At 39.5% G+C, this 22,635-nt stretch carries 17 protein-coding genes; 5 read left to right on the forward strand and 12 right to left on the reverse strand.

Annotation, left to right across the window (positions count from 1 at the left end; genetic code table 11):
* Window positions 1-22: 22 nt before the first annotated feature.
* Together DI060_RS12165 and DI060_RS12170 are read right to left on the reverse strand one after the other, a co-directional pair.
* The gene (locus tag DI060_RS12165) at window positions 23-1,816 is read right to left on the reverse strand and encodes a sulfatase (RefSeq protein ID WP_244594383.1); all 1,794 of its coding nucleotides are present in this window, start codon (window positions 1,814-1,816) and stop codon (window positions 23-25) included.
* A complete protein-coding gene (locus tag DI060_RS12170; RefSeq protein WP_108976966.1) occupies window positions 1,813-2,202 on the reverse strand; it encodes a DMT family transporter in 390 nt (129 codons plus the stop codon). Before DI060_RS12170 ends, DI060_RS12165 begins: the two co-directional genes overlap by 4 nt.
* A 47-nt stretch (window positions 2,203-2,249) precedes the next feature.
* Between DI060_RS12170 and DI060_RS12175 the strand changes: the two genes are divergently transcribed.
* The gene (locus tag DI060_RS12175; protein ID WP_108976968.1) at window positions 2,250-3,089 is read left to right on the forward strand and encodes an alpha/beta fold hydrolase; all 840 of its coding nucleotides are present in this window, start codon (window positions 2,250-2,252) and stop codon (window positions 3,087-3,089) included.
* Here DI060_RS12175 and DI060_RS12180 read toward each other — a convergent pair.
* Genes DI060_RS12180 through DI060_RS12195 form a run of 4 tightly spaced genes read right to left on the reverse strand, consistent with a single transcriptional unit; the run spans window position 3,078 to window position 12,657 of the window.
* Window positions 3,078-3,746 (reverse strand): SOS response-associated peptidase, encoded by a 669-nt coding sequence (locus DI060_RS12180; protein WP_108976970.1) that lies wholly within the window; start codon window positions 3,744-3,746, stop codon window positions 3,078-3,080. The two genes, DI060_RS12175 and DI060_RS12180, sit on opposite strands and share 12 nt — an antisense overlap.
* Entirely contained in the window at window positions 3,736-5,388 is a 1,653-nt protein-coding gene (locus DI060_RS12185) for a sulfatase-like hydrolase/transferase (RefSeq protein WP_108976972.1), read from the reverse strand. Before DI060_RS12185 ends, DI060_RS12180 begins: the two co-directional genes overlap by 11 nt.
* Window positions 5,385-7,541, reverse strand: a complete 2,157-nt coding sequence (locus DI060_RS12190) for a transglycosylase domain-containing protein (RefSeq protein WP_108976974.1) — start codon at window positions 7,539-7,541, stop codon at window positions 5,385-5,387. The genes DI060_RS12185 and DI060_RS12190 overlap by 4 nt, the downstream gene beginning before the upstream one ends.
* Window positions 7,542-7,563: 22 nt before the next feature.
* Complete coding sequence (locus DI060_RS12195) at window positions 7,564-12,657, reverse strand: alpha-2-macroglobulin family protein (RefSeq protein WP_108976976.1); 5,094 nt, start codon at window positions 12,655-12,657, stop codon at window positions 7,564-7,566.
* Between the two features lie 46 nt (window positions 12,658-12,703).
* On the opposite strand from DI060_RS12195, the gene DI060_RS12200 reads away from it, so the two are divergent.
* Window positions 12,704-13,240, forward strand: a complete 537-nt coding sequence (locus tag DI060_RS12200; protein ID WP_108976978.1) for a hypothetical protein — start codon at window positions 12,704-12,706, stop codon at window positions 13,238-13,240.
* A gap of 53 nt (window positions 13,241-13,293) precedes the next feature.
* On the forward strand, window positions 13,294-13,956 hold the full coding sequence (locus DI060_RS12205) for a TetR/AcrR family transcriptional regulator (RefSeq protein WP_108976980.1): 663 nt from the start codon (window positions 13,294-13,296) through the stop codon (window positions 13,954-13,956).
* On the opposite strand, the gene DI060_RS12210 is transcribed toward DI060_RS12205, so the two are convergent.
* The 4 genes from DI060_RS12210 to DI060_RS12225 all read right to left on the reverse strand — a co-directional run bounded on the left by DI060_RS12210 (window position 13,916) and on the right by DI060_RS12225 (window position 17,581).
* A complete protein-coding gene (locus DI060_RS12210) occupies window positions 13,916-14,368 on the reverse strand; it encodes a hypothetical protein (protein WP_244594384.1) in 453 nt (150 codons plus the stop codon). The genes DI060_RS12205 and DI060_RS12210 overlap by 41 nt on opposite strands.
* Before the next feature lie 48 nt (window positions 14,369-14,416).
* On the reverse strand, window positions 14,417-15,961 hold the full coding sequence (gene ahpF / locus DI060_RS12215; RefSeq protein WP_108976982.1) for an alkyl hydroperoxide reductase subunit F: 1,545 nt from the start codon (window positions 15,959-15,961) through the stop codon (window positions 14,417-14,419).
* Between the two features lie 48 nt (window positions 15,962-16,009).
* Entirely contained in the window at window positions 16,010-16,573 is a 564-nt protein-coding gene (gene ahpC / locus DI060_RS12220; protein WP_108976984.1) for an alkyl hydroperoxide reductase subunit C, read from the reverse strand.
* A gap of 93 nt (window positions 16,574-16,666) precedes the next feature.
* Window positions 16,667-17,581 carry a hydrogen peroxide-inducible genes activator gene (locus tag DI060_RS12225; protein ID WP_108976986.1) on the reverse strand — a complete coding sequence of 305 codons (915 nt, stop codon included), beginning with the start codon at window positions 17,579-17,581 and terminating at the stop codon, window positions 16,667-16,669.
* Between the two features lie 95 nt (window positions 17,582-17,676).
* Between DI060_RS12225 and DI060_RS12230 the strand changes: the two genes are divergently transcribed.
* Window positions 17,677-19,641, forward strand: a complete 1,965-nt coding sequence (locus DI060_RS12230) for a PP2C family protein-serine/threonine phosphatase (protein ID WP_108976988.1) — start codon at window positions 17,677-17,679, stop codon at window positions 19,639-19,641.
* Here DI060_RS12230 and eutC read toward each other — a convergent pair.
* Together eutC and DI060_RS12240 are read right to left on the reverse strand one after the other, a co-directional pair.
* Window positions 19,627-20,412 (reverse strand): ethanolamine ammonia-lyase subunit EutC, encoded by a 786-nt coding sequence (gene eutC, locus DI060_RS12235; protein WP_108976990.1) that lies wholly within the window; start codon window positions 20,410-20,412, stop codon window positions 19,627-19,629. The two genes, DI060_RS12230 and eutC, sit on opposite strands and share 15 nt — an antisense overlap.
* On the reverse strand, window positions 20,405-21,790 hold the full coding sequence (locus DI060_RS12240) for an ethanolamine ammonia-lyase subunit EutB (protein WP_108976992.1): 1,386 nt from the start codon (window positions 21,788-21,790) through the stop codon (window positions 20,405-20,407). Before DI060_RS12240 ends, eutC begins: the two co-directional genes overlap by 8 nt.
* A gap of 86 nt (window positions 21,791-21,876) precedes the next feature.
* On the opposite strand from DI060_RS12240, the gene DI060_RS12245 reads away from it, so the two are divergent.
* Window positions 21,877-22,617 carry a LytR/AlgR family response regulator transcription factor gene (locus DI060_RS12245; protein WP_108976994.1) on the forward strand — a complete coding sequence of 247 codons (741 nt, stop codon included), beginning with the start codon at window positions 21,877-21,879 and terminating at the stop codon, window positions 22,615-22,617.
* The last annotated feature ends 18 nt before the right edge of the window (window positions 22,618-22,635 follow it).

Raw genomic sequence — 22,635 nt, forward strand, 5'->3', positions numbered from 1 at the left:
CCTATAGATAATTCTTTTTTTGTTAGTGAACGTAACCTTGTTTTTTCAATATTTCCATGGCATCAGTTTCTAAGTCATCCTTTCTTTCGTAGGATTGTGCACCTTTCCCTTGGCGCCAAACCTGAAAAATATTAGAGAACGATCTCCTAGGTTGATTCAGACCTGTATCATAAAAAGGAAAACAATTCGGATTACATGCATTAGGTGAAATTTCATAAACCCCAATTCCTATTTTATCATCAGCTACAGGTTTTCCGTTCACCTCAAAGCGAAATTGAGGGAAACTAACATCAGGATAGACCTCAAAGCTAATTTGTTTTGACCCTTGCTTTTCAGGAGCCGAATCTTTCCAGACCAAAAGAGCGTTCTGATTGGACTGCCAATCGATTTGAAAATCGTCACTTTCCAAAATTCGAATGGACCCTTCTTTGGTCTGCAATCGGATCTTTACCTCATTTAGCATAGTAAGACCCAGATTGACTCTGATCTGGTATATAGGGATAGGGGGCTCTAAAACCTTTAACTGATTCCAGAGATTGGAGATTATAGATTTTCCTTCTTCTGGCAAGGTTTGGTTATCTATTAATTCACTTAGATCAGAAAAAATAATAGGGGAAAGTTGTTTAGGGTCTTTCTTTCGGTCATAGTAAAAATATTTTTCTTTTCCTACGAATCCCTTCCAAAACTTTCCAGGTTTGTGAAAACGAAATGATTTTTGCAATAAAAAATGCTCTGCAATCCCTACACCTTGCGTTGCTCTAGTCTCGCCATAATATGTACGTTCTGTACTATTTTCAGAAACCAATATATTTCCAAAACTTTGTCCAGAAATCTCAGGTGGAATTGGAATATTCAAATGTTCTAACAAAAATGGATACAAATCAACGGACTGGGTTCTTTTCTGTATCCGCCTTCCTTGCTTTTGATTGGGCATTTTTATGAGGAGTGGTACGTGGATATTTTCATAGAAAAGATCTTGTCCATGTCCAAAGAAAGTATTTGTGCCAGTGAAGGGGGAAATCGCATGGCCTGGATCCATCACTTCACCATGGTCAGCAGTAATCAAAATTAGAGATGTGTCATACAATCCACTCTCCTTTAATGCATCGAAGATGATTTTGATTTGGTCATCGATGTAGGCAACTTCACCTAAATAGTCTCTTTTTCTCTCTTCTAAAATCTCTTTGGTTTGGATACGGTTTGTATATCCAGTGGGTGGTGTATAAGGTTTGTGTGGGTCATTGAAATTGATAAACAGGAAAAAAGGATTTGCATTTTTTTCTTTGGAAATCGTATCAATGACTTCCAATGTTTTATTTGTAATCAGAGGAGTATCTTTCGCAAAATTTGAAAAGTCGTATAACTCTTTAAAGCCGACATTTACTCCCAAACCAAATTGATCATTTAGAAAGGGATTATTTCCAACCATAATCGTATTCATCCCCTGGTTCAAAAGGATACGAGGCAAAGGATATTTGACCTGTCGGTAGAACTCGGACACCTCCTCTCGAGTGGTCGGATAATCCCAGAAATTAACAGGCAAACTACTGGCATATTTTCCAGTAAAAAAAACCAAGGTCGAAGGCCGAGTCCAAGCCGCATTTACCAAATGGTCTTCAAATACATAACTCTCCCTTGCAAATTCATCCAGGTGTGGGCTTACGCCATAATTGCCTAAGATATCTCCGCGAAGTGAATCAATCACGATCCATATCACATTCGATTTAAGGGGTTTGGTATCTACTTGGATGGGAAGATCAGGGCGACAATGAAGAAAGAAAAATAGATTAAAAAATAATAGGAGTACCGATTTCAAGATTCGACATCAAACATCTGCAAAGCGGTCAACCAAACACCGATTAGAATAAAGACAATGCCTATCCACTGGGTTAAGTTCAATCTCTCTTTGAAAAAGAAAGCACTCGCTAACAATACGATAATAAAACCACTCGACGTAAAGACTGGGTAAGCAAGAGATAACTTCAGACCTTTGCCCAGGACAAAACGATAGCCGAGCAGTGCTAATCCGAAACTCGCAAGACCTAAGATGAAGTAAGGATTGAAGAGCGTTTGGAAAAGTCCATTTGCATTGGCTTGGATTGGCTTCTCTGCATCTGCGAGAGAGGATGTCTTCATCAAAATGTTTGCCAATGCATTGAAGAATACAGCTATACAGAAAAAGAGAACGATCTGGACTTGCATGAGATACTGGCAATCTAGAACGTAGCAAACTTAGGTCAAATAGAAAAATGAATGCAAAGACTTTCACATTCCAAGGGAAAAAAGTTGCCTATTATGATTCGGAAACGGCAAACAAACCAACTGTCTTAATCTGCCATGCAAACGGCTATAGTGCCCATTGCTATCGTTACTACTGGGAAGCCCTCAAGGCAGATTATCGAGTGATTGGCTTGGACTTTATTGGACATGGCAAAAGTGAGAGTGATCTCTATTTCCAAAATTGGTATTTCTTTCGAGACCAAATCTTAGAACTCATCCGAGTTGAATCCCTAGAGTCGGTGACTTTGCTTGGGCATTCTTTGGGTGGTGCTTCCTCCCTCCTCGCAGCAGAAAAAAATCCCCATGCCATCCGAAAGGTAATTGCTTTAGATCCAGTGATCTTGGGCTTAAAACTCATTACTCTTGCAAAGATATTCGGAAGCCCATTGGCAAGAGGTGCGTTTAAACGCAGAAAAACATTTAACAATTTAAATCTAGTTCGGCGGGCCTACCAGAAATTCCCAGCCTTCGCCCATTGGGATGGGGCTATATTTGAAGACTATCTAAACTCATGCTTTCGAAAGACTGGCAATGGAGAAGAAGTGGAACTATGCTGTGATCCCAAAGTTGAAGGACGTATCTTTTCTCATGCACACTATACAGTATTTTGGAAATTCAAAAAGATCAAAGTTCCGAGTTTTATCCTCATCCCTGATCCACCTGAAGTATGTACACCGGCCTTAGCAAGGATGATCACGAAAGGTGTGAAATCTTCCGAATTTGAAATTTGGACAAACTGTACTCATTTTTTTCCATTTGAAATTCCTGAAAAGACACTATCTTACATTCTTTCAAAGTTAAAACAATAATGGTTCTTCCGCATCAGGGAAGGCTTGGATGGATTCAGAAGGGTATTGGTGGATTAACTTTGTTATCATTGTTTCTTCCTTAATATTTGGATCAAGCCAAGCTTCTAAATCTTTTTCTTCAATCTGAACTGGTTGTCTCCCTTGGTTTCCTCCTGTATTGTGTACCTCTTTCATGAGTGAGTTCCCTTCTTGGGTCAGAATCGTAAACCAGATGGATTGATCATCAGAATCTGTCTTTCCATAGATCCCCGCAAAACAAAAATTTGATTTATCAGAATTTTGGATTCGGTATCTAATTTTTGTTCCTTTCTCGGACTTCCATTCTAAAAAATAGGAGGCAGGAACTATACACCGCTGCGTTTTGATATGGTCTCTCCATACATTTGAGGAAAATAACTTTTCAACTCTTGTATTGAAGATTACCTTGGGAGACCAATCTGGCTTAATTCCCCAGATTGCCTCTTTCACCTCGTAGCCTGGTTTTGATCTGAGGAGTATAGGTGCTTTGCCACTTGGGAAGTTTTCTGTGCCTTGTAAGGTCTTAAAGAGAGAATCCAATTTTTCCAATTCAAATTCGGGAAGTTCTTGAACCAAGCGGATCCATTTTTGGGTTCCATCTTTTAATGTAATCAAAGTATAACCAAATCTACCGCACATTTTGTACTTTTTCCTGATTTTTATGTTTGTTTGTTTCGAATATTCTTTGCAATATTTGCCTTTTTTCAATCTGATTTGTGATCTGTTTTTGATTGGTTTCATCTAAATTCATCCGCAAAAGTAGATCTCTGTCTGCATGGTAGATATACTTTATTTTACCTAGAACCAATGCTCTTTGCCGATTCGAATTCCAGGTACTTTGCTGCAATGTTAATTCAAATTCTTGTGAGGCGAAACTTTGAAGATTGTCACCGGATAGGTAGGCTTGTATCCAATTTGAAAACTCTAATGAGGTGCCAAGCTTCGGTGTCCAGGTTTGGTCTGTCCACGGAAAGTAGACTTGAAAAGGAACGTCTGTTTGGTGGTTATAGACTGAGTAATTATGCCCCCAATCCCCTTGTTCACCAAAGGATTCACCATGATCAGAGGTGAGGATAAATAGAATGTCTTCTCCCTTTTCTTTTAGGAGCCATTGGGCTATCCTATCGATTGTTTCTATCGACTCTCTAATGGCTGCCTTATAGCGCATTTTTGGGTCATGTATTGTTTCATTTTTACTAAAATAAGGATGGTGTGTTTGGCTAAGCCCAATGAATATAAAAAATGGTGGAGTAAACTGATAGCTATTGTCTTGTAAATACTCCAAAATTACCTCGTCATCCATACCCCAACTAAAACTTTCAAATTTTCCCTCATAGAGTGAACGAAGGTTGTTTGCATCCACGACATTTGAAAAGGACCTACTTAAAAAGAAATCAAGACCTTCCAAGTGAGAATTTTGGCTATAGAGAAAGCTTGTCTTATAACCAAGAGACCGCAATCGAAGAGGTAGAATTTTCGTTTGGTCAATCTCATTTGTTATAACATTCGCAGAATTCAATTGGGATTCCGATGTTAAAAAGGAAACTATACTCTTTGCACTATGTGGAATCGGAATCCAAAAATGGCATCCTTGTAAGTCTCTGGTTTGAAAGTACTTACTTTGAAAAGAGAGGATTTCATTTCTTGATACACCTTCTAACATGAATATTACGATATTAGGGGTCTTGGAAGAACTTCTTATTGGATCGGCAGCTGATTTTGGATTTTTCCTATGGTCACTTCGAAAGGAAGTATCCAAAGGATTGCCTTCTGAAATCATTTGGCCCCCATTTTGAAAGGATAGGATGATAGAAAAAGCGTACATGGAAAATACAAAAAAGAATCCTAACCTTGGTAAAGAAGATCCTTGCCGTAGCCAGACCAATAAGATCGGAAAAGAAAGAACACCAAGGAGTAGAGACCAAAAGTATTTTACATACTCAAAGAGATTTGGAAAAAGAATCTTGCTATTGTTGATAAAATAAAGATACAAATCCCAGGAAATATTTGTTTGGAATCTATTTTGGTAAAGAAGTAAAAAGAACCAATGTAAGAGCAGTATACTAAAGGTAAGTTTGTAGGAGAAACTCTGGTGTGAGATTTTCAATGCGGAGAAGAAAAAAATAACAAGAAAACATGTTTGTATGGAAAAAAATCCATTCCGAAAAAAAAGAAAGGCTGGGAAATAGCTCCCCCAATCTCGGAAAGGAAAATCCAAAAAAAAATGAAACAATAGGATTCCCAAAAGAATTGATTTCGTATTTTGATGACGGTATTTCATTTAACAGTGATCACAACACGATCTAAAATCTTTTCCCCTGTGCGGATGCTCAATTGGTGATCCCCTCTCTCAATGGGAATTCTAAATTCTCCCGAGCTAGGAATTTGCTTCACAACTTTCTCATTCCAATATACATCTGTATCCGGGATTTTGCTCCAGTTTCTGATTTTAACTGGAATCATCTGAGTCATCATTGCATCGTTGGGGTGGTAAAGAAATGTTTGCCCGTCTTGCGGATAAATAAAATTCATATGTGTAATTTTAAAATTTTCTTTCCGATGCAATTTACAAATGTCAGGCTTTTTTTTTCGTTTTGAATACAATAAAGACATTTTGGGACAATCTTCACTTGCTAAAGCACCACTCTCCTTACAGAAATTTATAAGATCTGTAAATTTAGAAGGAATATTTTGGCTGGGTTTAATTTGCACCAAATAACGAAACACATTCTGTACAATTCGTCCCGCACCAAAAGACCCTGAAACTTGCATGGTTTTATCGCCAGAAAAATTACCAACCCATACTCCTACGACAAAAGATTCATTCCAAGCGATGGTCCAGGAATTGCGATAGTCTTTAGATGTACCTGTCTTTAAAGCAACTGGGAATGGAAAATCTAAATAACTTCTCCTACCAAATGCACGTGTCCTTAATTTTGCATTCGAAAGAACAGATTCGATTTCTTCTGCAGTATCTTCACCAAACATTCGTTTTGTTTCACCAAAATAGATTGGCTGACCATCAGCCTTTCCCAAAAAAACTTTCGGCAATACTCCCCTCATAGGAAAACTCGCATAAGCACGAGTGAGCTGAAATAAACTGGCACCTCCCGTACCCAAAGCAATACCTGGACCATAAAAATCGGGAGATTGCCGTAAATGAGTGAAACCGAATTCGCGAAGTGTGTTGAGAAAATTTTCCATCCCATATTGGTTCACTACTGAAACTGCTGGAATATTACGAGAGTTCGAAAGTGATTCAGCTAGGCTTAGCTCACCCCAATACTTTAAGTCTGAATTTCTGGGAACATAACTGGCACCTCCGCCTAAAGAAAATGTCATCTTCTCATCGGGCACGATTGTATGGATTTGCACTAAATTTCTTTCTATTGCAGAGGCATAGAGCAATGGTTTGATTGTACTACCGGCATCTCGATAGGATAGACTTCCATTCACCATTCCTTCGTTTTCATCCCAAAAATTTTTGGATCCAATCATTGCTTTTAATTGAACTATATTTTTTTCCTCTGGGGAAAGAGATAAGACGATTAGCGAAGCATTGGATACATTCCATCTTTTTAAAGTTTGTAATTCTGAATTTAAAATGGAAAGAAGGTGGCTTTGCATCTCCTTGGAAAGGCTTGATTCAAATGTTTCTGTCTGGTTTGGATATTGGTGTTTTATCCACTGAAGATAGTGTCCCTCCTCTTCAGAGAGCGCGTATATATTTTCACCTTTGGCTTTAAAGATTGCATCATAGATTTCTCTTAGCAAGGAATGGTCATAGAATGTTTGTTTTGTAAATGACTCGTATAACTTTATGTATCTTTTCGAAAAGGTTTCGTAACTTGGATTTGGGTTTCGCATGAGAATAATAAAGGCGACACTCTCTTCCATTGACAAAAACCGAATATTTTTCTTAAAATAACGAAGTGAGGCAAGGGGGAAACCTTTTGCATTTGAGTGAATCGGTACTAAGTTGATGTACGACTCGAGTATTTCTTCCTTATTCAACCAGAACTCTATTTGGATTGCGTTTGATATCTCCAATCCTTTGCGAATCAGGACAGGATATTTTTTCCATTCTGGGTGAAGGATACGAGAAAGCTGCATCGTGATTGTAGATGCTCCACCACGCCTACCATCGCTAAATAAATGTGATACCAAGGAGGAATATACAGCAAGGGGATCAAAACCAATATGATAATAGAAATTCCTGTCTTCTGCTTCTATAATCAATCTTGGCAATGGATCTGGGAATTCTTTTATATCAATCCAAATTGCCACCTGATCTGAGTTTGTCGGCATACGGCCGATTAGAGACCTTTCCTCGCTTGTAACAATTGTTGAATGAATATTTTTAATATCAGCTCTTCGTACAGGAAAAACTACCAGAGTTAATGCCAATACAAAGAGTAGATATACAAAAGGCATGGAATCAATCCTTCAAATGTGATTACTCACTTTTTAAGTTAATTGTTGAAGTATTTCCAAAAATATTTGGTCGATACATCATGAATGCCTTTGATGCTGGCATGCTAACATTTCCTTTGGCAACTGGCCGCAATAGGTATCTAAATTTAGTTTCTCCTTTCCGAAGATAATCTCTGGAAAACAGCACTCTATCATCTCTATACTCTTGGTTTCCACCATACCAACTATCTTCCGTGACATCAACTGCCTCGGCAACTTCCGCGCTTTCTGTAAGAAAGGAAGAATTGATGACTTCTGTAGAACTCGGTATAGGATCTGTGATCATCACAAAAGAACGGACCTCATCCGAATTGACTACAAGTTCCACGAGGTACATATTCCCTCTTGTAAATCCTTTTGCTTCTTCTAAAACCGGATTTCCATCGTCGTCTCTTCCTTTAATTTTATAAATAGTCTTTTGAATTTTAAGACCCTGTTCTTTTTTTTGTGTCTTATCTTTCAATGGAGTATAGAATACTCTTGTTTGGAAGTAGATCCTACCCAAATCTGAAGTTCTTTTGATTTGCAGTGGTTTTTGGCTACTAGTACCTTGGTTTGTTATTTTTTCAAATGGCAGGTCAAGTTTAAACAAACGATCTGAATTCGAAGAAAAACTTTCTTGGATGATTTTGTCTCCAGCTAATACAACTAATGCGGATGTCTGTGAATCTGTAGCTTCAAAACGATTTCTGTATTCAGACAACGCAATGGCTAAATTTGCTACACTGTGACTATCCATCCAATAGGCCTCCTGTTTTGACAAAAGAATATCTTTCACCAAATCAGGAATTTTTGGATTATTTGTATCTATTTGGATCAAAAGACGAAGGTAATATGCCAAAGTTGAAGCAGTGTTGTAATATGAATAATCATACAAATTCCTATCTTCTAAATTTAATTTTATCATATCTTTATCCCAAGTAAATTTAGAAGCGTATTCCTTGAATTTCCCTGCAAAGATGGCATCTGTTTCTTTGTTTTGCAAATTGTGGTTCTTTGCATAGCGAAGTAAAAAAATACCTTTGGATTTAAGGTTCAGATCTGTAAAATTGTCCAATAGAGTTTTTTCAATCAAAGTTACATTTTGTCCATCTCGACTTAATACTTCATAAATCAATGCCATAGTTTGCCAAGATGCCTTTTTTGTTTCGGTTGGATTTTTGATGTATTCATTGAGATACTTTAAGCCTGCCTGATAGGCCTCTTGGTTGATGCGTTTCCCTTTTTCTTTTCCGAGTAACATTCCATATAAGACGTAAGCAGTTAAATAAGGGTATCCCCGAGAGCCATATCCATCCTTCCAAAGTCGGAAACTGCCATCAGAAACCTGAAACTTTGTCATCTCGTCTAAAAATATCTTTTCGATTTGTTTAAAATCATAGTATTCTCCTGGAGGCACTTTATAATCAAATTCTCTCAGCAATTCACCAGCACTAATAGAAAGAAGATAAGCAGAAGTCCTCTGTTCCATACAAAAGTAAGGATTTGTTTCAAAAAAATCAAAAGCGTTTTTCAAACCAGTCAAGGCCGTCGCAGAAAGTCGAAAGGATATATTTCCATTGTAAAAGGATGTTACCTTTTCTGAAGGAAGAGGTACGTTCGCATTGTATTCTTGGTCGGTGTAGGATGCAGTTTGGTAACTGGTAACTGGCTCAAAATCTTTAACTGGGATAGTGACCTGCAAGGCATCGCTAAGATCTGATTTTTTTAAGTTTGGGAACACATCCATTTGATTTGGTTCCACATACATTGTGAAGCTAACGTTTACTTCACCACCATTGGCCATTTTTTTCCGTTTGGTGAATTCTTGCTCTGTGATAACAAATTTTCTTAGAACTTCCTTTGTCTCTCCACCATTTAATTTTAAGATTTGCCATTCAGATTTCTCTTGGAGAAAAGGAGATTCTATTTTATATTTGAAGGATGCATTGATTTTAGTATTGTTTGTGATGCTTCCACCTAATTCTAGCTCGTCTCCCACTCGGATGAACCTCGCTACTGTTTTCTGAAGCACTAAACTCTTCTTTACAATAAACTCTTCATTGCCCGCATTAAACTTACCTTGGTTTGCACTTACGACCATTACCCGAAAGGTAGTCAAATTATCGGGTAAGGTAAAACTCAATTCTGCCTTCCCAGACGAATTGGCTACAGCTGAAGGATTCCAATAAGCAGTGTCGCGAAAATCTTTTCGAGCACCTGATTCCGAATCCACGGAAAAACCACCACCGGATTCTTCACCATAATCCCCACCTGGGCTATCCCCTTTATTTTCATATAAATATTGGCGTATGACCATCGTACGAGATTCAAACGATTTTACCCAAGAATTCCAATATTGATAAAAGATTTGGATAGGATTGGAATAGGAATAGCCAACTAAATCTAGAACTCCTCTGTCAGCAACAGATACCGTAAGCTCAGCGTTAGGTTCGGTCTGTATCGAAAGTTTCACAACCTCACCAGGTTTGTATTCCTCCTTATCTGTTTTAATGCTCAATTCAGAGATTTTGGTTTTTAAATTTACCTTAAGAGTGATGGAGCCAGTTTTTGCTTTTGGGGCTCCTAAATCCTCGGACAGAAAGGTTTTCAGATCTTCTGCTGAGGCGTCCTTGGGAGCTGCCATCCTTCCGGAGAGCAAAAGTACATGCACTTTAACATTGGGCAGGTGAGCGTCTTCAATTTTGAGTTCTAATGGAACACTATTTCCTTTCATGGTAAGCGTCCTAGTTTCGAATACCTTTTCTCTTTCGATCGTTACGATTGCCCGAGCATTTTGTAAAGGGGATTTGATGAGAATCTTTGCTTGGTCTCCGATATCATATTCATTTTTGTCTGAGCGCAATTCGATTGAATCATCACTACGAAAATCCCAAGTGTAATAAGACTCTTTTTCGTAGGCATAAAAATCCATTCGGGAGTACATTTTGTCACCATTCACGACAAGTAGAGTATAAGAACCTGAATCCTCTGCTCGGTATTCGAAAGGTTTTGGCTGAAGCTCGGATTTTAATTTTATCGTTTTTACTATTTTCTTTTCTAGCTGGTTGCTTCGAAAAAAGAATTTGCCAATCCCTTTTGAGAGAACAGATGTCCAGTCATTGTAAATAATGTAGGCAGTTAAATCCTTCCCTGCCTGCAATTTTTTATCGCTTCCCACTGAAATCACTTTGAACTGGAATGGTTTGTCCATGGCTTGGTATCTATCTTTTGCAGACAATCCCACAAAATGCGAAGAAGGAGAATATGGGATTGAGGCAGATTTACTGACTGATTTGCCATCGACATCTTGCACCGATGACTCAACTAACAGAGTCAAAGGATTTAGGATTTGGATGTCTTCATCTTTTGTTGAAAATTTTTCTTCCAATCCTGTCAGAGGAATTTCAATCTCAGCATATCCTTTCTCACCCAGTTTCCCTTCAGAACCTGAAACGTAATCGGATCGAGAACTTCCGTATTCATCCTCGTAATCATAGTAGGACTGTGAAAATCGGAAGTCTGGATATTCGTCAAAGTAAACAGAACGATTCCTTCGGAGCAATGAATACGTATATTTGGCTCCGACCATAGGGGCTCCAAAAAGATAACGCCCTTCTACGATGGCATTGAGTTTTTTATCCTTAATACCTTCCTTAGGTAACTTGACATTTACAAGAAAGTTGACTGGTCTAAATTCTTCAACTTGAAAGGAATCAGATGTGATATATCCATCTTTATCGTTTAAGTTTATACTAACATTATAATGGCCTAATGAAGCATCAGTATCAATTTTATGCGAGAGATAGACTCCGCCTTGCGCACTTGTATTCAATGTTTGAGATGTGATTTCTCGTCCCTCTGAATCCCGGATAGCGATGATGGCCTTTTTGCCAGCGAAGGGCACCAATCCGTTGATCTTTCTCTCTGCTAAGATAGCTTTAATTTCTACCTGATCTCCCGGACGATACAACTTTCTGTCAAAAAATATCTTTCCCTTAACATTTGTAGTTTCATAGTCACCGTCATCATAATAGTAATCATCTGATTCCGTTTCATAAAAATGTAAAAACGCCTTATCTTTAGATGGCTCATGTTCCGCGATGATCACTGATTTTTCCAAAGACGATTTTTCATTTAAAGCTGGAAGGACACAGTGTCCCTGGTTGTCTGTTAGGCAAGTGCCACGATTTAAGCCATTTTCGTATAGAGTCATTTGTGCATTCTGTACGGGCTCGGCTTTGGATAGAGTGTGAACCCAAACATGGATGGCTTCTTGGTCGGACTTACTCGTTATCCCCAAATTGGTTGATTGTAAAAAAATGCTCTCTGTCTTGTACTCTTCTTGGTTTTTATCGCCGATGACATTTGCGCCTAAACTGAGTGCTATCCATCCTTTTCCTTGGTTTGCCTTGGGAAAATAAGGCTCCAATGGCATACCTTGGTTCGAGTAGAGATTGTATTTGAGATCGGGCTTCCATTTTGATTTTTTCCAATTGAGTCCGCTATTGGATTCATAGTACAATCGACCTTTACTACTAAGTGCCTCAAGGAGTGCTTGCGTACTTAGTTCGGCCGTTTTCACATTGAGTTCGTTTATATTGTTCACATAGACGGGTAGTATTTTGTTTTGATCGGATTCAAAAATGTTTTGCCTAGAGAGGGAAAAATGAGGCTTCACCTTAAGTGCAGGAATTGAATATTCGGAATCACTCGCATCTGCAGAGTGAAGGCAATCATTCTCCGAGAAAAACTTCCCCACCTTGATTTTGTATTCTACTCCCGGTGAAAGGTTCCAATAGGATAGGGAAAAACGAGTGGAGCTCCAATCCCGATTGGCTCCGCTTACTTGGGTGTTTGGCGTGAGCTGGACGGCATCGGCAAATTCAGTAAAGTTTGTCTCTTCAGAAATTTGGAACTCGTAGTCCCACAAATCTTCCATATACTCCAAACCACTCGTATCCAATTTGATATCTACCTGGCAGGAAGCAGGGAGTATGGAACGTTTGATGGTGCGTATAAAACCCTTAAAGTAGACCCCTGCATTACATGAAACCAAAAAGCTCGTGAGAAAAAGAACGGTGAAAAGACGAAACATAAACGCACTCCCTAAGAATTCGTTCCTGTTTACGTGAAAGAAACGAATGAGCAAGATACTTTTTTTTTGTGCTCAGAAAAAAGGACTTTGCAGTCTGATTTTTGTTCCGTGTCCTTTTTCTGTGAGCTCCTTTGTAGAAATCAAACCCTCTATTTTCAAGTCCAAGGAAATCTTCCTCTCGCTTCCCAGTCCTACTTCCATTCCTACTGGAACCTATCGTGTAGTTTGGATAGGTCCGAATTGGTTTGTTTCCCTAGCACGTTTTTCCTTAGCACTTGTATCTTTCCAAAATTGGTGGGGCAAAGATTTCTCTGGAAGTACACGGTCCATCAATTTGTTTTCCCAAAAAAATTCAGAGGCACTCCTCCAAAAATATCCTATGAATACCGCCATCACAAAATCTAAGCTAGATGGTCGTGATGCAATCCAACTTACTTACGGAAAAGATTCTCCTTTTCCTTGGTTTTGGTTTGTGGATGAGTTTAGAGAATTTTCACCAAGCATATTGTTAGGTGTAAGTTATCTCAAATGGCTGCCTGGCCTTGCCCTTCCATTTGCTGTCGAAAAAGGCACTTCGAGCTAAAAGAAATTTGATTTTTTTCTGGATGAAATGTTTCCCTCTTGTAAGATAGGGCTGTGAGTCGCAGTCTCCAAGCAAAAAAGCCAATCCGAAAGAGAGCCGTACTGGAACGGGATAAACTTTCGAAACGCTTAAGCATTATCCAGACAGCAGCAAATCTCCTTCTGACAAAAGACTACAATGAGTTGTCAATGGATGAGGTGGCCTTCACATCCAAAGTAGCAAAAGGCACTCTTTATCTGTATTTTCCCACAAAAGAAGATTTATATTTGCGAGTTCACATTCTAGATTACCAACATTGGTTTGATGACCTGAAGGTCTATTTGGAAGAGGCCAAAACAGTACAGGTTTCTTTCCCAGATTGGTTTGTAGGTTCCTTTGATCGCCATACCAGATTCTTAAATTCACTTCCGATTGTTTCAGCGATCTTGGAAAAAAATGCGAGTGTAGAAACCATTCGTGAGTTCAAATCTGCTCTCTTAACAGAAATCCATGAAATCTTACCTGAATTCACAAAAGCCTTAGGATTTCACTCTCAAGACGATGCCTTTACTTTCTTAATGCAGGCACATGCCTTTGCCATCGGCGCTTGGTCACATTGTTCTCCCTCAGAAAATGTCAAAGAGGTTTTGAAAGACAATCGTTTCCAAGCCTTCCAGATCGACTATAAAGCCTTTGTTAAAAAGTCGGTAGAGATTTTGCTGTCTGGTTATAGATAAATCCATAATCAGGAAGGGACCCGAACCAAACATAGTGGTATCCTGAGTAGACAGCCACAAGCATTCCAGAAAGGATCAAAAAGATCATTGTCTTTCGGAATCCTAAAAAATTTCCCATCTCCACAGTTACCTTCAGGACAAATTTTGTGAGTCGATCGATGATGCTGAAGAGAAATAAGACGAGTAGTAGTACAACCAACATTCCTGCCGCGGTTACAAGTGTTTTGTGGTAATTGGAATGCATAGAAAGTATCTTTGCATTGATAAGGCTAATGATCAAATCAACAGCCAAAATACAAATGATTCGAAAGTAAATGTTTAACAATCGGTGTAGCCAACTTGGTTTGGATGAACTCATGGGCTCAGAGTCAGATCTTTCTGTTTGGTTTGCAAGAAAAGAATGAAAAAACATTTCGTTTCTTGGCGATCCATCAAAGGATAGCCAAGAAACGTTTTTTGACTAAGCGGCATGGAGTAAGTGTTCGAAGGCGCTGATTGCGGCCTTTGCACCCTCACCCATAGCTATTACGATCTGTTTGTAAGGAGTCTGAGTGACATCTCCGCAAGCAAAGATCCCGTCCACAGAGGTACGGCATTTTTCATCTACGAGGATTTCACCAAATCGATTTGTTTGGACAAGATCCTTCACAAATCCACTATTGGGAACCAAACCGATCTGTACAAAGACCGCATCAGTCTCTAAAGAGATTTGTCTTCCATCTTTCCTATCTTGGTAAATTAGACCTGTAACTTTATCTCCCGAAGAAAGTATTTCCTTTGTCTCAGCCGAAACTACACTACGTATATTTTTGGTTTGCTCCATCTTTTCTACGAGGACCTTGTCCGCTTTGAGTTGGTCACCAAACTCTATCAAGGTGACAGATTTTACAATTCCACTCAAATCCAGTGCCGCTTCTACACCTGAATTGCCGCCTCCTACTACAACCACATCTTTGTTTTTGAAGAAAGGTCCATCACAATGTGGACAATAGGCCACACCTTTGCCGATATTTTCTCTTTCGCCAGGAACATTCAACTCTCGCCACTTTGCACCCGTCGAGATGATAATTGTTTTTGTTGAAATGACTTCAGTTGTATTGAGGTGTATTTTTTTGATCACACCAGGCTCGATCATAGTGACTCTTACGTTCTCTCGCTTTGCAACTTGGTTTGACTCCAATTGTTTAGCCAAGGTGCTGGAAAGCTCTTGCCCTGTTGTATACGGGACAGAGATGATATTTTCAATGCCTACCGTATCTTTCACCTGACCACCCATTCTTTCGGCTATGAGTAATACCTTCAGTCCTTTTCTTGCCGTATATACAGCAGAGGCAACGCCAGAAGGCCCTCCTCCAATGACTGTAACATCATATACTGTACTGTCCTCTTTTGTTTCTTTTGGAGCTAAATTTAGTTTTACAGATTCCAATAGTTTATCAAAAATTTTAGCGGTATCGGCCTGCCCAGAAAGAAATCTTTCTCCGTTCAAATAGACCGTGGGAACTCCTTGGATCTTTTTTTCGTTCACTCTGTCCGGAAACAGTGCACCATCAATCATAACATTTTTAATCTTAGGATTTACAAGGGAAAATGCATTTAAGGTTTGCACGACCTCTGGACAATTGTGACAATCCAAGGCCACATAGGTTTCAAATTGTAGATCATCTTGGATTTGTTGAATCGCCTCAACCAGGGAGGCATCCAATCGCAAAGGAGAACCTCCAGCTTGAAGTATCGCCAATACTAAAGAAGAAAATTCATGTCCTCCTGGAATCCCATCAAAGGCTACCGCTGTTTTACCGTTGTAAACATCAAAGTAGACACCTGATTTCTCAACATTTGGTTGAGTTAAAGATAGCCGATCGGAGAGAGAAACTAAATCGGTCAGAAATGAAACCAACTCTTCTCTCGATTCATGTTTCCCTGGATACAAACGAACCACGACATCACTTTTTAAATTTTTAAAGTACTCTTTTACTTGTTGCTTCAAATCTTCATCTAACATAGCTTTTCTCCTAATATCCGGGTGGTTCGCACCCGGATTTTTTCTGTTTTAGATTTTTCCTACTAAGTCAAGACCTGGTTTTAAGGTCTTCACACCTGGCTTCCATTTAGCAGGGCAAACTTCACCGTCGTTTTGGGCAACATACTGCGCAGCTTGTACCTTTCTTACTAACTCTTCAGCTGACCTTCCGATACCTAAGTCATGTATCTCTGCTGTTTTGATCAAACCTTCTGGATTCACCACGAAAGTTCCTCTAAGTGCCTGTCCCGCCTCTTCGATCATGACATCGAATCCTCGCGATAGTACACCAGCTGGGTCACCTAACATTGGAAAATTGATTTTTTTGATGGTGTCACTTGCCTCGTGCCAAGCTTTGTGAACAAAATGTGTGTCTGTTGATACAGAGTATACTTCGACACCCATTTTTTGAAGTTCATCGTAATGGTCAGCGACATCGCCAAGTTCTGTTGGGCATACAAAGGTAAAGTCTGCTGGGTAAAAAACAAAGACAGACCATTTGCCAAGTACGTCTTTTTTACTTACTTTTTTGAAAGCTCCCTGATGGAAGGCCTCCACTGTAAATTCTGGGATTTGTTGGTTGATTTTGGACATTCTAGATCTCCTTTCCTGTTGATTAGAATATAGCCCAGCTCACCTCATTTGTAAAATAAATAGTATAAATGACATGATTTATATTTTAAATGATCAACTTTCCAAAGAGATCCCAACCACCCGGAACTTATCTTTCTTTTGTAAATCCTTCGGGATTTCCTTACGAATGATTTCAGTGATTTTTTTCAAAATTTTGGATTTAAAAAATCCTGTTTTGTAAACAAAACTTACCTCCCGAGCAGGCTCCGGGCTTTCGAAGGGTACAATACGTTCAGAATGTTCGGAAATGGATAACTTAGGTAAAAGTGTGACACCTATGCCCATATCCACCATTCGTTTGAGCGTTTCCACACTTCCACTTTCAATCTTTGCAATGGCATTATGATTGCAAATTTTAAGAGATTGGTGACGGAAACAATGTTCTTCACCTAACACAAGTAATGGGTATTTCTCTATGTTTTTCATTGTCACAGTTTTACTTTTGTCCCGAGCACCTTCGGGATAATAAGCTAAAAATGGCTCATAATAAATAGGAATCTCCACTAAATTGGAAATCTTTAAAGGTGTAGCTAAGATGCCCAAATCCAATTGATCGGATTCTAGTTTTTCTATGATAGACGAGGTGGGAAGTTCAGAAATTTGGATTCTGACCTTTCCCAATTCTGTTTGGAGTTTTTGGTATACAAGTGGAATGAGATAATTCCCAACCGTTGGTATGATGCCAATGCTGATACTACCAGTGGGCTCGTCTTTAAATTGGCCTGCTATCTCGTACAGTTTGTCCGTTTCAGTTAACGTTAGTTTGGCTTGTTTGATTATCTCTGCCCCGATCTTTGTCGTAACCACTGGATTCTTTTTACGATCAAACAATTCAAAGCCCAGCTCTTGCTCCAACTTTTGGATTTGCAAACTCAGAGTAGGCTGAGCTACCAAACACTGTTCAGCTGCACGCGCAAAGCTCTTGTGCTGTTCGACAGCTACGATGTATTTCAATTGCGTGAGGGTCATACTCTTTAGATAGAGTCAGGGATGCGGAGCGGAAATCCATTACTTCTTTCCCATTTTGTTGGATTCCCTGAGTATCTGTGAAAATTTAGGTCAAAATGAAGGCAATTCGGATCAAAATCACTACAACATTGCCTCTGGTTCTTTGGCTTCTCAGCCTTATACCCATGGATCGGCTCACCGCTGAAACCGTTGTCGTCAATCCCTTCGATAAAATGCCTTTGTCAGAAGATTGGACCTTCTCCTTAGAAGGAAGCCACCACACAAAACCTGTGCAGATCGCCAAAGGTTTGGTGGAACAAGGCTATCCTCCACCAACAAATGGGCGCTACCGGATTCATTTTTTCTATCCAGAAGGAACTGTGTTTCCTGCCCAAGGCATTTATCTCAATCGCATACAAGAAGCAGACAAAATTTATTTGAATGGTGTACAAATTGGTGGGACTGGAAATTTTCCGCCCTACGGAGAATATTCACCTAATTGGTATTATAAGAGATTATATTATCTACCAGATGGATTGATCAAACGAGGTGCACAAAATACAATAGAGATCCATGTATTCTACCAAAATAAAACATTGCCAGGCGGTATCTTTCGCTCCGTCCCTGAAATCGGAAACCTAGAATTACTCAGGGGGAACATCCTCGTTGAAGATTTGAGAGACCTTTGTATTCTAATGTTATTCTTTGGTATTGGAGCATACCAAATCTTTGCAATCATACTTCGCAAGAAAGCATTTGCTCAAACCTATCTACTACTTTCCAGTATCTGCTTTGTTTTTTGGAGACTTCCACTTTTAAATATCACACACACATATAGTGGTCTGAGTTTTTTTACTCTTCTAAAAATCTTTTTTGTATCTCAAACTTTATTTCCAGCGGCACTACTTTTATTCAGCTACTCAATTTTCCGAGATCCCATCCGATTGAAGGAGTTTTTATTGTTAGCTTTGGTGTTTTGCATTGCAGCTATCAATCTTCTCCCCATCGGAATTGCTGACCGGATCATACTCTTACGGATCTGGGAAGTACTCTTACTTCCCTTGGTCTTTTTTGTCATCAGAGGAGTTTACCGTGCCTCAAGGATCTTCAAACGAGAGGCTCTGCTCTTAGGCCTGGGATTTCTCATTGTTTGTATTGCTGGGCTTATTGATATCCTCATTGATGTGACCAGCGGAAAAAACATATATCTCACCCAATACGGATTTCTTTTCCTTATGCTATTGTCTGCTGTTACTGTCAGTGCTAGGAATGCGATTAATGAACAAGAACTCTCAGAACTGACGAGAGATTTAGAAAAGCGCGTACAAATTCGTACGGAAGAAATTAACCAAAAGAATTATAAATTGCAAGAAGACTTGTTTTTTGCATCACAACTCCAAGGTCATCTATTGCCTAAGGATCCGCCCGACTTACATGGATTAAGACTTCACCCTACCTATTTGCCAATGGAACAAGTAGGCGGAGACTTTTATGATTGGGTTGTCATTGACCAAGATAGATTGCTTTTGTTTGTTGCTGACGTTGCTGGCCATGGTGTTCCTGCCGCACTTGTCTCTTCCATGGTCAAAGTTCAATTTCGGGAAATTGCAAAAGATACATTTCGCCCAGGTGCAGTGCTGTCTCGAATGAATGACTCTTTGATACACCTAGTGAGCAAATACTACATTACTGCATCCTGTGCGCTCATAGATTTGAAAACCCAGACAATCACTCTGAGCAGTGCAGGCCATCCAAATCCTTTTGTTTATAACGTAAATGTGCCGCAGTTTCAATTTTTTAAAGTAAGAGGTTCGATCCTTGGTTGGAGAGAGTCTTTCGTCTATCCAGAAGTCGAGGAATCACTGCATCCAGGCGATCGTATCATCTTTTATACCGATGGTGTCACGGAAGCAAGAACAGATGGTAAAATGTTTGGTGAATCTAGCTTGATTCGGATCGTACAATCAAGTCGCAATAAATCCATCCAAGAGTTGGCAGAAGCCATCCAAATTGAAATTTTGGACTTTTCCGATAGTGAACTGAAGGATGATATAACCTACGTTATACTAGAGATTGTTTAATTTTTTAATTTCTTTTTCTTCTAAGGATGCTTCCATTCTATCTTTAAGTTGAACACCTGAAATCTTTTTCAAAAGCATCTCTTCCACAAGATACGCGATCTTTTTTACAGCCATCGGCAATGCCATTCCCTCTGGTCTTATGTTTGAGATACAATTTCGGCTTTCGTCCGTATAACCAGGTTTTGGCTGAAAAGTGAGGTAAGCACCAAGACTATCGACTGAACTCAAACCCGGTCGTTCCCCAATGAGCATAATGAGAACAGATTTTTGCAATCTGGATGCAACCTCATCTCCTATGGCAACCCTTCCTCTTTCCACAAGCACTACAGGAGGAAGGAATTGGAAACGAGACTTCAGCTCTTGGCAAAGGAGCAACAGTAGAGGGATTAAATTTTGGTTGAGAGCAGTTGCAGAAAGTCCGTCTGATGCACAGATCAGAATCTTTGAAGGGTCCTCTATCAATGGACTCTGTTCTAAAAATCGTTCAGAGTCTTGGTCCAATTTTCTACCAAGATCTGGTCTGAGTAAATATTCCTGCTTAGTCTGGACTCGGCTCTTTACTTGAACAAGTTTGGTTATGTTTTTAATTTCTTCTAAGAGGAATGGCCAATCGCATTCCCCCCAAACTGCATCTCTTGCCTTTGCATGGTCTAAACGAAATCGCAACAAATCCTTTGTTCCTATGGAGCCACCTGATCTCCGTAGGCCAACTCTTGCGGCTGTAAACTGCCTCCAGGGTTCCCATGAAGATTCAAATTCTGATTCAGTCATAAAAAGCCTCAGAAAAACCAGCTAACAATTGTTTTTGTGAATTTGATACTGGTAAAAGATTTTCATTTATGATACCCCGAGATTCTAACCAATGTTCAAATTCTGGAGAAGGCCTTAGTCCTAGTGATTGACGTAGATAGAGAGTGTCATGGAATGAAGTGCTTTGGTAGGATAACATAACATCGTCTGAGCCAGGTATTCCCATGATGAAGTTAACTCCCGCAACAGCAAGTAAAGTCATCAACATATCCATGTCATCAGAGTCTGCATCAGCATGATTCGTATAACAGATATCTACACCCATAGGTAAGCCCATCAATTTACCACAGAAATGGTCTTCCAAACCTGCACGGATGATTTGTTTTCCATTGAATAGATATTCTGGACCAATGAATCCCACAACTGTATTGACTAACAATGGTGAGAATTCTCTAGCCACTGCATAGGCTCTTACTTCCATTGTCTGTTGGTCAATGCCATGGTGAGCATTTGCAGAGAGAGCACTTCCTTGTCCCGTTTCAAAGTACATAACATTTGGTTTAACCGTAAAACGTTTTAGCGATAAAGCTTGTTCGTAGGCTTCTTTTAAGATACCCAAATTAAATCCAAAACTTTCGTTTAGCTTTTGGCTTCCACCTATCGATTGAAATACGAGATCCACCGGTGCACCTGAGTTCATGAGCTCAATGGAATTTGTCACGTGGCATAGAACGCATGTCTGTGTAGGGATTTCATATTTTCTACGAATCGAATCGGTAAAATCGAGCAATTGCCTAGTGATCGCCAAACTGTCAGTCGCTGGATTGATACCGATTACCGCATCTCCAGATCCCAAAAGCAATCCATCCAAAATGCTAGCCGCGATTCCCTTTAGATCGTCTGTAGGATGGTTTGGTTGTAAACGGACAGATAAACGGCCCTTTTCACCAATGGTATTTCGAAAACCTGTCACCACTCTGCACTTTTGGGCACCTAAGATGAGATCTTGGATAGACATGAGTTTGGATACTGCGGCAACCATCTCGGGACGAAGCGCAAAACGGACTCGCTGCAAAGTTTCTGGGTCTGTTTTTTCTGACAAAATCCACTCTCGGAAGCCTCCCACCGTTAAATGGCTGATTTCAGAGAAGGCATTCGCATCAAATTGTTTTGCGATCAATCGTGATACTTCATCCACTTCAGATGGAATCAATTCCTCTTGTAAAAAATGGGAAAGGGGAAGGTCGGCCAAACAATATTGGGCAGCCACTCTCTCTTCCATAGTTTCCGCTGCCAATCCAGCCAAAACATCTCCCGAACGAAGAGGGCTTGCCTTGGCCAGGAGAGATTTCAAAGATTCAAAATGGTACGTTCGATTCCCGATAGACCAACGATGCATAGACAGTGTATGACTGATTTTTCAAAAAGAACAATAAAAAATTATGGTTTGATTGACTGGCTCAGTAGAAAGAATTCCTAAGTAGCATGCCAGAAGAAAGACAAATCCAAACTTTGGTTGTGGAGGATGAATACCCAGCACGGATGCTGATGATCGATTATATCCTAAACTGTCCCGAACTCAAACTGGCCGGGATCGCAGAAGATGGGAACAAGGCCATTGATCTTTTAAAAGAGAAACAGTTTGATTTGGTTTTTATTGACATCAATTTACCTGCCATAACTGGCATAGACATCATCAAACTGGCAAAGCAAGATGGAACTTCTTTTATCTTCACAACCGCCTATAGTGAATACGCAGTTGAAGCCTTCAATCTAGAAGCCGTGGATTACCTTTTGAAACCCTTTTCCTTTGATCGGTTTAGAAAGTCGGTAGAAAAGTTCCTGAAAATGATCAAAGAGAAAGGAAACGCCAGTCCAGAAAATCCACAAAGTGGTCGCCTGCACATCCAAAGCGAATCCGCTACACATATCCTCAATTTGTCCGAAATTCACTATGTATCTTCTCATAACAAAAGTTCCGTGATTCACACCGAAAACAAAGATTATGAAACACCCAAATTACTAAAGGAAATCGAAGAAAAACTTCCAAGTGAAACCTTTGTTCGAATTCACAAAGGTTATTTAGTCAACAAACTATTCATAGCTAACCTTCGTTATGATAAGGGCGGAGCCTATCTTCTACAGCTAAAAAACCTAGATGAAACTGTACTCCCAGTTGGAAGATCCTATGCCTTAGCCTTGAAAGAAATGTTAGGTTTGCGTTAAATTTTAAATAAACTCCTA

The organism is Leptospira ryugenii (genome assembly GCF_003114855.1).
Lineage (GTDB): Bacteria > Spirochaetota > Leptospiria > Leptospirales > Leptospiraceae > Leptospira_A > Leptospira_A ryugenii.